Here is a 13,504-nt window from a genome sequence, read left to right as displayed (position 1 = left end):
CCGTGATTAAGAGTTCTCGAGGACGATGCCCTCGATCAAGTTGGCCACGTCTTCACACTTATCAGTGATGGTTTCCAACAGCTGATAAATGGCTTTGAGCTTGAGCACTTCACGCACATCAGGCTCTTCGCGAAACAGCTTGCTCATGGCGCTGCGCATCACGCGGTCAGCGTCTGATTCGAGCTTATCAATTTCCTCGCACGTCTTCAACGCAGCTTCGGCGGTATTGTGGTCAGAGATTTTTTCCAGCATGTACACAGCGTCGCGCAAGCGTTCGCAGCACTTCACGCTCAGGTCAGTCAAACGTACGATTTCTTCGTTCATGGCACGCACGTCATACAAGGCCATGGTTTCAGCGGTGTCTTGAATCAAGTCAGCCACGTCGTCCATGGTGTTGATCAATGAGTGAATTTGCTCACGATCAATAGGCGTGATGAAGGTTTTGTGGATGGCCACATTGCATTCGTGCGTCACGCGGTCTGCGCCGCGCTCGGCGTTGTCTACTTCTTGGCTGTATTTGTCGCGAAGAATAGGATCGCCGTAATTGGCTACCAAATTAGAAAAAGCATGTGAGGCTTCGACGATCCGATCGGCGTGTTGATTGAACATGACGAAAAAATTGCCTTCTGTGGGCAACAACTTTCCAAATAGCATTTGGAGCTCCTGTGGATGACTTATTTGTGACAGTTAAATGACACAGAAGTGTAAACGCAGCTCGCCACCACATATCTCAGCCCTCGCAAGCCATGTCAGACAAATTATTAAACGTCTAAGGCTGGATACGTTGAATAGATTGATCTTTGACGGCTGCTAGCTGCGTAGCACTCACGCCCTCAGCCCAAACCTCAGCCAAAGGCAGCAACACGAATGCGCGTTCATGCCAGCGTGGGTGCGGCAAAGTCAACTCTGGCGTTTCTAAAACTACATCGCCGTAAAAAATCACATCAAGGTCCAAGGTTCGTGGCGCATTGAGGTAAGGCCGCTCACGGCCGTGTTGCAGCTCTAGCGCTTGCAAGGCATGCAACAACGCCAGCGGACTGAGCTGGGTATTCACCAAAGCCACGGCGTTGATGAAGTCTGGCCCTTGCGCCTCGTAGGGCGCACTGCGGTAGAGCGATGAAGCGTTGACCAGCTGCGTCTCAGGCAAGCCCGCCACATCGCGCAAAGCTTGCAGCACGGTGCCCACTGCGTCACCCAAATTGGCACCCAGAGCCACGCATGCCATGACGGGGGTAACAGACATGGCAGGGCCCTGGCTTATTGGGCGGCGGGTGAACCACCCGCTTCACCCGTGGGCTTGCGGCGGCGGCGGCGGCGTTTCTTGGCGGGAGATATGGCACCGTCTTCACCCGCATCAACGCCATCAGGCTCGACGTCTCTGAAACGTGGGTCTTCAACTTCCTGTTTTGGCGCACGGCGCACCGAGTGCACGCGAGGCGCACGCTGGGATTTTTGTTGTTGCTGCTCCTGTCGCACTTGCTGCAACAAGTCTTCACGCTCGCTGTCGCTGGCCACGCTGAACTCTTGCCACCAGTCAGACAAGGCTTCATCTACCTCGCCCACATCGGCGCGCAAACGCATGAAGTCAAAGCCTGCACGGAAACGCGCTTGGTCCACCAAGGTCCAAGGACCGCTGCCTGTACGCTTTTCAAAGCGCGGCTGCATCATCCAAATTTCGCGCATGTCTGCGCCGAGCTTGCCGCGGCCTGATACATCGCCAATGCGGGAGTCAAACACTTCGTCAATCGCATCTTGCAACGCAGGGAATGATGGCTGCTTGACACTGCGCTGAGCCCAAGTTTCGCGCACGTCAGACCACAACACACAGGCTAACAAGAAGCTAGGGGCGACCGGCTTGTCCTCGCCCACGCGGCGGTCGGTATCGTTCAACGCGGTGGTGACGAATTGTTCGTCTGCACGCGCCACGACGATATCGAGCAACGGATAAATACCTTTGGCCAAGCCTTGGAGCTTCAACTGCTCAATGCTGGCCAGCGCGTGGCCGGTTTGCAAGAGCTTGAGCATTTCGTCAAACAAACGGCTTTGGGGCACATCAGCCAACAGCTTGGCAGCACGCTTCAAAGGTGCAGCGGTTTTGGCTTCCATCTTGAAACCCAAGACCGAGAGCTTGGCGGCAAAACGCACCGCGCGAATCACGCGCACAGGGTCTTCGCGGTAGCGCGTGGCAGGGTCACCAATCATGCGGATGACTTTTTTCTTCGCGTCAGCAATACCGCCGTGGTAATCAATCACGTTGCCCGTTTCGGGGTCGTAGTACATGGCGTTGATGGTGAAGTCGCGGCGAGCAGCGTCTTGGTCTTGCGGGCCCCACACGTTGTCGCGCAGCACACGGCCGCTGGCGTCAACGGCATGCTTCATGTTGGCCAGCTCTTGTTTGCTGCTGCGCTCGTTGCCTTTGACTTGCTCAGCGTCGGCGTTATCTAGGTGTGCACGGAAGGTGGACACCTCAATCACTTCATGCTCACGGCCTCGGCCATACACCACGTGCACGATGCGAAAGCGTCGGCCAATGATGAAGGCGCGACGGAATGCAGCTTTGACTTGCTCAGGCGTTGCGTTGGTGGCCACATCAAAGTCTTTGGGCTTCAAGCCGAGCAACAAATCGCGCACAGCACCGCCAACGATGTAGGCCTCAAAGCCACGGTCTTGCAGAGTGCGCACCACATTCAAGGCGCGTTCGTCCACCCAGTCGACGTTGATGCCGTGCACCTTGGCAGGCACCACATGGCGTTTGCCCAAGCTAGGCAGGGTGCTGGCGGGGGCTTTGCCCATCAGCTTGTTGATGAATTGTTTGATCATTGTTTTGGGAACAGTTCCAAAATCGGCCAGCCTTTATCGTAGGCCACGGCGCGCAGTGTGTTGTCGGGGTTGGTCGCCACGGGGTGGTTGACACGCTCCAACAGAGGCAAATCGTTGCGGGAATCGCTGTAGAACGTGGTGTCTACATCAGCCCAGTCCAAGCCTTCGCGTGTGAGCCATTGTTGCAGACGTTGCACTTTGCCTTCTCGCAAGGACGGCACACCGCTGATTTCGTTGGTGTACCAGCCCTTGGCATCGCGCACCAGCTCCACCGCGATCAGCTCGTCCACACCAAAGACTTTGGCAATTGGGCGGGTCACAAATTCGTTGGTGGCGGTGATGATGATGACGCGATCACCCGCATCGCGGTGCTTTTGCACCAACGCCAGCGCTTCTGGGCGAATGGCGGGTTGAATCACTTCACGCATGAATTGCGCGTGGGCCTGTGCCGCCTGCTCTGGCCCGCGCTGGCAAAAAGCCTCTGACGCAAAACGCACGTAATCATGAATATCCAAAGTACCCGCTTGGTAGTGGGCATAAAACTCGTCGTTGCGTTGAATGAACACATCACGTTCATGCCAGCCCAAGCGGACGGTGAACTCACCCCATGATTGGTCAGAGTCAATGGGCAGCAACGTGTGGTCGAGGTCAAATAAGGCGAGTTTCATCACATGGCTTCCAGCATAGCTTTGATCAACGGGATGGTGATGGCGCGTTGCGTTTGCAAGGCGTAGTCATCAAGTTGGTCGAGGAGTTGAATGAGGCTGCTCAGGTCGCGGCTGAAGCGGTTGAGCATGAAGTCCATCACTTCGTCGCTCAAAAATACACCTCGGTCGTCAGCCTGTTGGCGCAGCACGGCACGGCGCTCAGGCTCGCTGAGCACCTGCAATTGAAAAATATGACCCCAGCCCAAACGGGTGCGCAGGTCTTCGCGCAGGGCCAAGTCGCTGGGCGGGACGGCGCCTGCGGCCAGAACCCAACGCTGTTGGCCATCGCCAGGCGTGGTGGCATTCACAAACCAGTTGAAGGCGGCGTGCTGTTGCACCGCGGTGTAGAGGTGCACATCGTCCATGATGACCACGCGCCACGATTCATCAAACGCTGGGGGCTCGGCCACCGACGCATCCAACCAACCCACGGCACAGCCTTGGTCGCGCAAACTGGCTTGCGCGGCGCGTAAAAAATGGGTTTTCCCGCTGCCGCTCTCGCCCCATACATAGGTTGGTACGGGGGAGCGTTTGTCGTTACCCACCCACAACTGCAGGTGCTGCAAGGCGGCAAGGTTTGGGCCTGCAAAAAAGTTTTTAAGTGTGGGGCCGGGGGCCAAACCGATGTCGAGCGCGATTTGCTTCATCTGCACTCAAACACCACGGTACAAAGCGCTGGCTTGGTACTGCGCACGCAAGCGACGAATGGCCACCAACAGCACTGCGCTGGCAGGCAAAGCCACCAACACGCCCACAAAACCAAATAACTGGCCAAAGGCCATCAAGGCAAAAATCACATGCAGCGGATGCAAGCCAATGCGCTCGCCCACTAACCGGGGGGTGAGCACAAAACTCTCGATGAGCTGGCCCAAGCCGTAAACCACTGCCACCATCAGCAGTGCTTCACTCGGCGCAAACTGCAACACACCCGCCAGCACAGCTAACACCAGCCCCAAGCCAAAACCCACATACGGCACAAATACAGCCAAGCCGGTGAACACGCCAATGGGGAACGCCAACTCCAAACCAAACAGCCATAAGGCAACGCTGTAATAAACAGCCAGCAAAGCCATGACCGACAACTGACCGCGCAGATATTGGCCCAACACGTCGTCGCACTCCGTTACGAAACTGTCGTAGGTGCTGCGTGCAGGCATGGGCACGAGTGCCTCGACGTGCCGCACAAGTCGCTGCCAATCGGCCAACAAATAGAACAGCACCACAGGAATCAGCACCAAATTGCCAATGACAGCCAAGGCCACGCTGCCACCAATGCGCAGCGAGGTCAGCGCTTGTTTGAAACCATCGTCAAACGAAGTGTTGAAGGTTTGCAACACAAAGGCTTTGATGCTGGCACTGTCGAGCATGACGGGAATGCCTTTGGCTTGCAGCCAAGGCGCAATGTCGTTTTGCAGTCGCTCGACCAAGATTGGCACTTGGTCGCGCATGCGCGGCAGCTCGTGGGCCAAGATGGGAATCAACAAGGTGAATAAGGCCACCAGCAACAACAAAAACAGCACTTCAACCAACACCACGGCCACCAAGCGGGGCAAGCGGCGTCCACACACACGCTGCAAGCCGCGCACCAGAGGGCTGAGCACATAGGCCAACACGGCTGCCACCACAAACGGCATCAGCACAGGGCCCAGCAGCCACAAAACAAGCGCGGCCACAGCAGAGAGGCTGGTCCAAGCTAAGGCGTGTTGTTGCGCGGGGGTGAATTGCATACAGCGATTGTTGATGTTGGCTTTAAAATTACAGTTTGATTCTATCGGCGCACAATCCACGCCCATCTTGGCAGCGCCCCAGCTCCTCCTCACTATGAACAAACCCCTCTCCTACAAAGACGCCGGCGTCGACATCGTCGCAGGCGATGCCTTGGTCGAACGCATCAAACCCTTGGCCAAGAAAACCATGCGCGAGGGCGTCTTGGCTGGCATCGGCGGTTTTGGCGCGCTGTTTGAAGTACCCAAGCGCTACAAAGAACCCGTGCTGGTCAGCGGCACCGACGGTGTGGGCACCAAGCTCAAGCTGGCCTTTGAATGGCAAATGCACGACACCGTGGGCATCGACTTGGTGGCGATGAGCGTGAACGACGTGTTGGTGCAAGGCGCTGAGCCCCTGTTTTTCCTCGACTACTTTGCTTGTGGCAAATTGCACATCGACACCGCCGCTGCGGTGGTGGGTGGCATTGCCAAAGGCTGCGAGCTGTCAGGTTGCGCCTTGATTGGCGGCGAAACCGCTGAAATGCCCGGCATGTACCCCGATGGCGAATACGACCTCGCCGGCTTTGCGGTGGGTGCGGTTGAAAAATTCAAAATCTTGACCGGTCAAAACGTCAAACCAGGCGATGTGGTGTTGGGCTTGGCCTCAGCTGGCGTTCACTCGAACGGTTTCTCACTGGTGCGCAAGGTCATTGAGCGTGCAGGTGCAAATGCGCCCGCCACCTTAGACGGCAAGCCATTCAAAGAAGCCATCATGGCCCCGACCCGCTTGTATGTGAAGAGCGTGTTGGCAGCTTTGGCCGCATTCCCCAATACGGAACATGACTCCGGCATCAAAGCCCTTGCCCACATCACGGGCGGAGGCTTGTTAGAAAATATTCCTCGCGTCTTGCCCGAAGGCACAGCCGCTCACCTGACCAAAGGCAGCTGGCCACAAACCGAACTGTTTGCGTGGTTGCAAAACACCGCGAGCATCGACGACATGGAAATGAACCGTACCTTCAACAATGGCATTGGCATGGTGGTGGTCATTGACGCCGCCCACGCCGAGGCCTGTGCAGAAATGCTGCGCGCCCATGGCGAGCAAGTGCACACGATTGGTGTCATTGCTGAGCTGGGTGATGGGGCTGCAGTGGTCGTGGCTTAAACCACCTTGCCCCAATAAAAAAAGCACCTTCGGGTGCTTTTTTTATTCGTCATCGTCTAGCACTTGAGGCAGCAACACCATCAGTCGCTGCCGCACCAACATCAACCGCTCTGGGTCTTGGTGCGAGGTGTAGACCTCCTCCAAGTTGCGCAACATGCGCGCTACGATTTCGCGCGGCGTGGCGGCACGCAGATAGTGTTTGAGCAACTCGTCCGACACATGGCCTTCGCGCATCAAGCCAGACTCGGCATGCAAGGGCACCAAGCGCTCGGATAAGTCTTCTTTGCTCAACGACTCGCCGGTGAACGGGTCCATCACCACCTGTCCTTCGTTGGGGTGAGGCAAACGCACTTTGATCAAGAAGTGGCCGGGAAAGCCCACGCCTTGGGCGTTCAGCCCAATGCTTTGCGCGAGCTCTAACCACAAAACCGCCAAGCTGATGGGAATGCCGCGACGCGTGCGCAGAATGACATGCAAATAGCTGTTGTCGGGGTCGTAGTAGTTGTTGAGATTGCCACCAAAGCCATGCTCGTCAAAGAAAAACTTATTGAGCAAGCGCAGTTTTTGCAAAGCGCCCGCATCAGCAGGCAAGCGTTGTTTCAAACGACCGCTGAGTTGGTCCACATGGTCAAGCACCTCTTGAATGTCGAGCTCTGGGTACTCGTCTTGGGCCAAACTGGTCACCGCTTCGAGCAGCGGAAAATGCGCATCGCTCTGTACAAGAGAAGCAAAGTATTCCAGGGCGGTGGGCACTTCGAGTTTGAAATCCATGGCGCAGCCTCCTCTTGTTTCAGTTTATCGGCGCAGCAAGGCGCGCAGCTTCAAGCCGGTGACGGTGAGAGTGGCGAAGTACACCAGCGCACTCACGGCCAATACAACCATCATCAAGCCCACGCGCAACAGCGGCGTGGCGTGTAAGGCCGTCCAGTCCCAATACCGGGCGGACCACCACAGCCAAGCGCCCAGCACCGCACACGCGGCCAGCACTTGGAGCACAAAGCTTAGCCAGCCTGCGCTCATGACATAGGTGCCGTTTTTGACCAAGCCCCACAGCAGCCAAACGGCATTGACCAATGCGCCTAAGCCAATCGATAAAGCCAAGCCCGCATGGGCCAAATAGGGAACCAAGGCCACGTTGAACAACTGCGTGATGACCAGCACCGCCACCGCAATGCGCACCGGCGTGCGAATGTCTTGACTGGCATAATAGCCAGGCGCCAGCACCTTGATGGCCACCAAGCCCAACAGGCCCACGCCATAGCCCATGAGTGCCACCGTGGTTTGCTGCACATCGTGGGCTGTGAACGCGCCGTAGTTGTACAGCACCGCCACCAAGGCTTTCGAGAAAATCAACAAAGCCAATGCACATGGCAGCGCCAGCAGCAGCACCAAGCGCAAGCCCCAGTCGAGCATGTCTGAATATTTGGCCGTGTCGTTGGCCGCTTTGGCCGCAGAGAGCTGAGGCATCAAGACAACACCCAAAGCCACGCCCAACAAAGCGGTGGGAAATTCCATCAAGCGGTCGGCATAGCTGAGCCAGCTCACGCTGCCAGGTATGAGTTGAGAAGCAATTTGCGTGTTGATGAGCAAGGAAATCTGCGCCACGCTCACACCCAACAAGGCAGGCGCCATGAGCTGCAAAATGCGCTTGGAACCTTCGCCGCCCCAAGCCTCGCGCACGGCAAGCCAACTCAGGCCCACGCGGGGCAATAGACCCAAACGACGCAGAGCCCAAAGCTGCACGCTGAGCTGGGCCACACCGCCCAGCATCACGCCCACGGCCAAGGCGTAAATAGGTGGCACACCCAAAGTACCAAACCATGGCCCCCCCCACCAAGCGGCGGCAATCATGGACACATTGAGCAGCACGGGCGTGGCCGCAGGCACGGCAAAGCGCTTCCAAGTGTTGAGCACCCCCGCAGCCAAGGCCACCAGTGACATGAAGGCGATGTAGGGGAACATGAAGCGCGTCATCACCACCGCCACGTCAAAGCCCTCGGGCGACTGTTTCAAGCCGCTGGCCATAGCCCACACCAACCAAGGTGCGCCCAAGACGCCCACCACCGACGTGATGAACAAAGCCCAAATGAGCAAGGTGGCCACTTGGTTAACCAAAACATGGGTGGCTTCGTCGCCATGCTGCTGGCGGCTGGCAGCCAACACGGGCACAAAGGCTTGGCTGAACGCGCCTTCGGCAAACAAGCGGCGGAACAAATTGGGAATCCGAAACGCGACATTAAATGCGTCGGTCAGGGCGCTGGCCCCAAAAGTCGAAGCAATCAGCAGTTCACGCATCAAACCAGTGATGCGGGAAACCAGGGTCAAGCCCGAGACGATGGAGGCAGATTTGAACAGTGACACATTTGCAGTGTAGCGGCGGCTTGGCTGAGGGTGCGGGTGGCTTCGACCCTATTTTTGGAGTTTGCTACAATCGTAGGCTTTGCTGACAACATCCTCAGACACTTAAGGAAACTATCATGGCTTCAGCCAAACCCAAGAAAAAGAACCCGCGCCTAGCATCAGGCCGTAAACGCGTCCGTCAGGACATCAAAATCAACGCTGCCAACACCTCGTTGCGCTCGAAGTACCGCACTGCCGTGAAGAACGTCGAGAAAGCTGTCATCGCTGGCGACAAAACCAAAGCTACCGAACTGTTTGCCAAGATGCAAGCCGTTGTGGACACGATTGCTGACAAAGGCATCTTCCACAAAAACAAAGCAGCTCGCGATAAGAGCCGCTTGTCTACCAAGGTGAAATCCTTGGCTCTCGCCGCCTAATTTATTAGGCCACCAGCCCGGGCTGAACGTTCAGCCCGCCGTTTGTAACGGGTGCGCTGTCAGCAAAGAAAAAGCAAAAACCCGCTCTTGAGCGGGTTTTTTGTTGTCTATTTCAAGCAGCAGGTGGGTGCTCTGGCAACAAGCAAGCTTCTACCACTTGCAAGTCGTTGTCACGGGCGAAGTTCATCACGAAGTTCCAGGCCATGGGGTCTTCGTCGCGTAAGTCGGTGTGGACGATGACGCATTTGTTGTTGTCCAACACATTGGGTACACACCAAGGGGAATAGCTCAAGTGGCTGCCGGGCGTTGCGCCGCCGGGGCGAAACTGGCTCATCACGCCCGCCAAACGTTCGGCCCAATCGCTGGGGCGAAACGTGCGTCCTTCGTGGGTCAAACCCAGAATAAAAACTTCTTTGGCGGAGTGTGAAACCATCGGGTAGAGGCTGAAATCGGTTGCGTGGCGACGGGGGATCTCCCTCTGTCGCTCGGGTGTCAAGTATTCTATCTTATATAAGACTTGTGGCATTTGAATGCCCCCACACCGCCACGGTTTTGTCATGTCACTGCCTTTAAAATCACACCTCAACGGCTCAACCTTCGTTGGGTCGTTTTTATTTTTGGAGTTGACATGACCACGCCTGCCGCATCCCCCCATTGCATGAACACCTATGGCCGCCTGCCAATGACGGTGTCGCATGGCCGAGGTTTGCGCGTGTGGGATGTCGACGGCAAGTGCTACCTCGACGCCTTGGCTGGCATCGCCGTCAACACCTTGGGCCACGCACATCCAAAGCTCACCCCTGCCCTGCAAGACCAAGTGGGCAAGATGATGCACAGCTGCAACTATTACCACATCCCCCTGCAAGAAGCGCTGGCGGTCAAGCTGGTGGAGTTGTCGGGCATGACCAATGCGTTCTTTTGCAACAGTGGCTTGGAAGCTAATGAAGCGGCCCTGAAACTGGCACGCAAGTTTGGCCACATGAAGGGCATTGACCTGCCAGAAATTGTGGTTTACGAAAAATCATTCCACGGTCGCTCACTGGCCACATTGGCTGCCACAGGCAACGAAAAAATCAAAGAAGGCTTTGGACCCATGATGGGCGGCTTCATCCGCGTGCCAGTGAACAACATTGACGCCCTGAAAAAAGCCACCGAAGGCAACCCCAATGTGGTGGCTGTGTTCATGGAAGCCATCCAAGGCGAAGGCGGCGTGACACCTATGCGCGCCGAATACATGCAGCAAGTGCGCCAGCTGTGCGACGAGCGCGATTGGCTGATGATGATTGATGAGGTGCAATGCGGCATGGGCCGCACCGGCAAATGGTTTGCCCACCAATGGGCCGGCATCGTGCCTGACGTGATGCCACTGGCCAAAGGACTTGGCTCTGGCGTGCCAATTGGTGCAGTCGTGGCAGGCCCCAAAGCTGCCCACATCTTCCAACCCGGCAACCACGGCACCACCTTTGGCGGCAACCCACTGGCCATGCGTGCGGGCGTGGAAACCATCCGCATCATGGAAGAAGACAAGTTGCTCGACAACGTGACCAAGGTCAGCGCCCACCTGCATGCGGCTTTGCACCGTGAGCTCGACGGCATGAAGGGTGTGAAAGAAATTCGTGGCCAAGGCTTGATGATTGGCATTGATCTTGACCGCGCTTGCGGCGCCTTGATGCAACGCGCACTCGACGCAGGCTTGTTGCTCAGCGTCACCGCTGACAGCGTGGTGCGATTGGTACCACCGCTCATCATCACCGAGGCTGAGGCCGACGAAGTGGTGGCTATCCTTGTGCCGCTCATCCAAACATTCTTGGCAGAAGCCCCATGACCCACGCGCTGAAACATTACCTGCAGTTCACCGATTTATCAGCGGACGAATACGCCTACGTGTTCCAACGCGCAGCACTGATTAAAAAGAAATTCAAAGCCTACGAAAAGCACCACACACTGGCCGACCGCACGCTGGCCATGATTTTTGAGAAGGCCTCCACGCGCACCCGCGTCAGCTTTGAAGCCGGCATGTATCAGCTGGGCGGCTCGGTGGTTCACCTCACCACAGGCGACAGCCAACTGGGCCGAGCAGAGCCCATCGAAGACAGCGCCAAAGTGATCAGTCGCATGACCGACTTGGTGATGATCCGCACTTATGGTCAAGACAAAATCAGCAGCTTTGCCGCCAACTCGCGCGTGCCGGTCATCAACGGTTTGACCAACGAATTTCACCCTTGCCAAATCATGGCCGACTTGTTCACCTTCATCGAGCACCGAGGCTTGACCGTGCACCCGCTTGAGTGCCTCAAAGGTAAGGTCGTGGCTTGGGTGGGCGACGGCAACAACATGGCCAACACTTGGCTGCAAGCGGCCGACATGCTGGGCTTCACCGTGCATGTCAGCACGCCCAGCGGCTACGAGGTGAACCCTGCCATTGCGGGCCTGAGCAACAGCAACTGCTACAAAGTGTTTGGCAACCCCATGCAAGCCTGCGAAGGCGCAGACTTGGTCACCACCGACGTCTGGACCAGCATGGGTTTTGAGGCTGAAAACGAAGCCCGCAAAAAAGCCTTCGCCGATTGGTGCGTCGACAGCGAGATGATGGCCGTGGCCAAACCCAACGCCCTCTTCATGCATTGCTTGCCCGCACACCGTGGCGAAGAAGTGTCGGCCGACGTGATCGACGGACCCCAAAGCGTGGTGTGGGACGAAGCTGAAAACCGCATGCATGTGCAAAAAGCACTCATGGAGTACTTGCTACTCGGCCGTCAATAACCATGTCAGCCTGCACCAGCTGCGGCGCCTGCTGCTCCAGTTTTCGGGTGGACTTCAGCGTGGAAGAAATGGACACGCACGGCGGCACTGTGCCCACAGGCTTAGGCCAAGAACTCACCGCCTCGATGTGCCGCATGCGTGGTACCGATTACTCGCCACCACGCTGCGGCGCGCTGAGTGGCAAAGTGGGCGAGAAAGCCACCTGCGGCATTTACGAATGGCGCCCCTCCCCGTGCAGAGAGTTTGAAGAAGGCAGCGATGCATGTCAGCGTGCGCGCATGCGTCACGGGCTGGCTGCACTCAGCTAAAGCGCTTTTGGTTTAACGGTAGCCGTACAACCAAGGAATATCCATCAAGCGTGCGCCCATGAGGCGCAAGCCCATGTCTCGGCCCAGACGGATGGGTCCTGAGGCGTGAAAAATTTGTCCATTGCGAACCGCTCTCGCCTGCACACGCGCATTGCGTTGCCAGCGGGCTTGGGCAAACAGCTGCAATCGTTCATGCGCATTTACTGGTGTGGCGCCCAACAACTGCGCAGCCAACTCATCAGCGTCTTCAATCGCCATGCCAGCGCCTTGCGCCAAGTAAGGCAGCATGGGGTGGGCCGCATCGCCTAGCAACGCTACACGGCCTTGTGCATGCTGATGAGCGCCCTGCATCGCTGGCCTGCCACACAAGGGCCATAAGCGCCAGTCGCGACATGCGGCCATCAAGTCGGTCAACGGGGAACACGCGTCACGCAAAGCGTGATGCAACTCGGCCAAAGTTTGCGCTTCAGACTTAGTCGCATTCCATGTTTGCAAGGCTTGGAGGTTGTTGGCATCGCCGTCGAGCAAACTGCCTTCTGCCAAACACACCACATTCAGATAGTCGCCACCACGCACGGGGTAACTCACCACATGCGCTTGTGCGCCCATCCACACCGACACATGTTGGCTACGCAAATGGGGGGGCAAATCTGCTTGTGCGACCAGTGCACGATAAGCGATATGACCAGTGAAGCTAGGTGGTCCATCACCCAAAAGCTGTTGACGCAACGGGCTCCACACCCCATCAGCCACGACGGCCACCGCGGCGGTGTGCTGTTGAGGCTGCCCTTGCTGAACCACATCTAAAGCAATGGTGTCTGATGTTTGCTTCATGCGTTGCACATTCGCATCGCTGTGCACTTGAACACCTTCATGCGCAGCTGCTTGCAATAACAGGCCATGCAAGTCTGCGCGATGAAGGGTGACGTAAGGCGCACCATAGGTTGTCTTGGCGTCTTCTAAAGGCAACTTAGCCAACACCTCTCCAGTAGTCATGCTGCGCGCATGCAAGCCCGAAGGAAATGCCGCCACTTGCCTCAGTGCATCACCCAAGCCCCAAGCTTGCAAAATGCGGGTCACGTTAGGCCCCAGTTGCACACCAGCACCCACTTCAGAAAACTCAAGCGCTCTCTCAAATACCGTCGCTTGCCAACCCGCGCGCGCAGCGGAGAAGCCAGCCGCCATGCCTGCAATGCCGCCACCTGCAATCAAGATATTTCGATTCATATACGTGATTGTGCTATGTCTGTCATCCGCA

The 13,504-nt window shown here is 57.0% G+C and carries 15 protein-coding genes; 5 read left to right on the top strand and 10 right to left on the bottom strand.

What is annotated here, in order from left to right; genetic code table 11:
- Positions 1-6: 6 nt before the first annotated feature.
- From RMR24_RS04850 to RMR24_RS04825, 6 genes are all read right to left on the bottom strand, one after another.
- On the bottom strand, positions 7-654 hold the full coding sequence (locus RMR24_RS04850) for a DUF47 domain-containing protein (RefSeq protein ID WP_310613957.1): 648 nt from the start codon (positions 652-654) through the stop codon (positions 7-9).
- 115 nt (positions 655-769) lie between these two features.
- Complete coding sequence (gene folK, locus RMR24_RS04845) at positions 770-1,243, bottom strand: 2-amino-4-hydroxy-6-hydroxymethyldihydropteridine diphosphokinase (RefSeq protein WP_310613956.1); 474 nt, start codon at positions 1,241-1,243, stop codon at positions 770-772.
- Positions 1,244-1,257: 14 nt separating this feature from the next.
- Entirely contained in the window at positions 1,258-2,820 is a 1,563-nt protein-coding gene (gene pcnB, locus RMR24_RS04840; RefSeq protein ID WP_310613955.1) for a polynucleotide adenylyltransferase PcnB, read from the bottom strand.
- Positions 2,817-3,488 carry an HAD family hydrolase gene (locus RMR24_RS04835; RefSeq protein ID WP_310613954.1) on the bottom strand — a complete coding sequence of 224 codons (672 nt, stop codon included), beginning with the start codon at positions 3,486-3,488 and terminating at the stop codon, positions 2,817-2,819. Before RMR24_RS04835 ends, pcnB begins: the two co-directional genes overlap by 4 nt.
- Positions 3,488-4,174, bottom strand: a complete 687-nt coding sequence (gene hda, locus RMR24_RS04830; protein ID WP_310613953.1) for a DnaA regulatory inactivator Hda — start codon at positions 4,172-4,174, stop codon at positions 3,488-3,490. The genes RMR24_RS04835 and hda overlap by 1 nt, the downstream gene beginning before the upstream one ends.
- A gap of 6 nt (positions 4,175-4,180) precedes the next feature.
- On the bottom strand, positions 4,181-5,254 hold the full coding sequence (locus tag RMR24_RS04825; protein ID WP_310613952.1) for an AI-2E family transporter: 1,074 nt from the start codon (positions 5,252-5,254) through the stop codon (positions 4,181-4,183).
- A gap of 94 nt (positions 5,255-5,348) precedes the next feature.
- On the opposite strand from RMR24_RS04825, the gene purM reads away from it, so the two are divergent.
- Positions 5,349-6,398 carry a phosphoribosylformylglycinamidine cyclo-ligase gene (gene purM / locus RMR24_RS04820; protein WP_310613951.1) on the top strand — a complete coding sequence of 350 codons (1,050 nt, stop codon included), beginning with the start codon at positions 5,349-5,351 and terminating at the stop codon, positions 6,396-6,398.
- Positions 6,399-6,440: 42 nt separating this feature from the next.
- On the opposite strand, the gene RMR24_RS04815 is transcribed toward purM, so the two are convergent.
- Positions 6,441-7,169 (bottom strand): transglutaminase-like domain-containing protein, encoded by a 729-nt coding sequence (locus tag RMR24_RS04815; protein ID WP_310613950.1) that lies wholly within the window; start codon positions 7,167-7,169, stop codon positions 6,441-6,443.
- Positions 7,170-7,193: 24 nt separating this feature from the next.
- A complete protein-coding gene (gene murJ, locus RMR24_RS04810) occupies positions 7,194-8,759 on the bottom strand; it encodes a murein biosynthesis integral membrane protein MurJ (protein ID WP_310613949.1) in 1,566 nt (521 codons plus the stop codon).
- 116 nt (positions 8,760-8,875) lie between these two features.
- On the opposite strand from murJ, the gene rpsT reads away from it, so the two are divergent.
- Entirely contained in the window at positions 8,876-9,175 is a 300-nt protein-coding gene (gene rpsT / locus RMR24_RS04805; RefSeq protein WP_310613948.1) for a 30S ribosomal protein S20, read from the top strand.
- Between the two features lie 112 nt (positions 9,176-9,287).
- On the opposite strand, the gene RMR24_RS04800 is transcribed toward rpsT, so the two are convergent.
- The gene (locus RMR24_RS04800; RefSeq protein ID WP_310613947.1) at positions 9,288-9,608 is read right to left on the bottom strand and encodes a DUF3579 domain-containing protein; all 321 of its coding nucleotides are present in this window, start codon (positions 9,606-9,608) and stop codon (positions 9,288-9,290) included.
- Positions 9,609-9,803: 195 nt separating this feature from the next.
- Between RMR24_RS04800 and RMR24_RS04795 the strand changes: the two genes are divergently transcribed.
- From RMR24_RS04795 to RMR24_RS04785, 3 genes are read left to right on the top strand one after another with little or no spacing between them, the layout of a single operon-like run.
- Positions 9,804-11,000 (top strand): aspartate aminotransferase family protein, encoded by a 1,197-nt coding sequence (locus tag RMR24_RS04795; protein WP_310613946.1) that lies wholly within the window; start codon positions 9,804-9,806, stop codon positions 10,998-11,000.
- On the top strand, positions 10,997-11,938 hold the full coding sequence (gene argF / locus RMR24_RS04790) for an ornithine carbamoyltransferase (protein WP_310613945.1): 942 nt from the start codon (positions 10,997-10,999) through the stop codon (positions 11,936-11,938). The genes RMR24_RS04795 and argF overlap by 4 nt, the downstream gene beginning before the upstream one ends.
- 2 nt (positions 11,939-11,940) lie before the next feature.
- Entirely contained in the window at positions 11,941-12,246 is a 306-nt protein-coding gene (locus RMR24_RS04785; RefSeq protein WP_310613944.1) for a YkgJ family cysteine cluster protein, read from the top strand.
- 12 nt (positions 12,247-12,258) lie between these two features.
- Here RMR24_RS04785 and RMR24_RS04780 read toward each other — a convergent pair whose 3' ends face one another.
- A complete protein-coding gene (locus tag RMR24_RS04780) occupies positions 12,259-13,473 on the bottom strand; it encodes an FAD-dependent monooxygenase (RefSeq protein WP_310613943.1) in 1,215 nt (404 codons plus the stop codon).
- Positions 13,474-13,504: the final 31 nt, after the last annotated feature.

Source organism: Limnohabitans sp. (assembly GCF_031539105.1).
In the GTDB taxonomy this organism is placed as follows: Bacteria; Pseudomonadota; Gammaproteobacteria; order Burkholderiales; family Burkholderiaceae_C; genus Limnohabitans.
The sequence above is the reverse complement of the archived record's forward strand: the minus strand, read 5'-3'. Positions and strand labels throughout refer to the sequence as shown.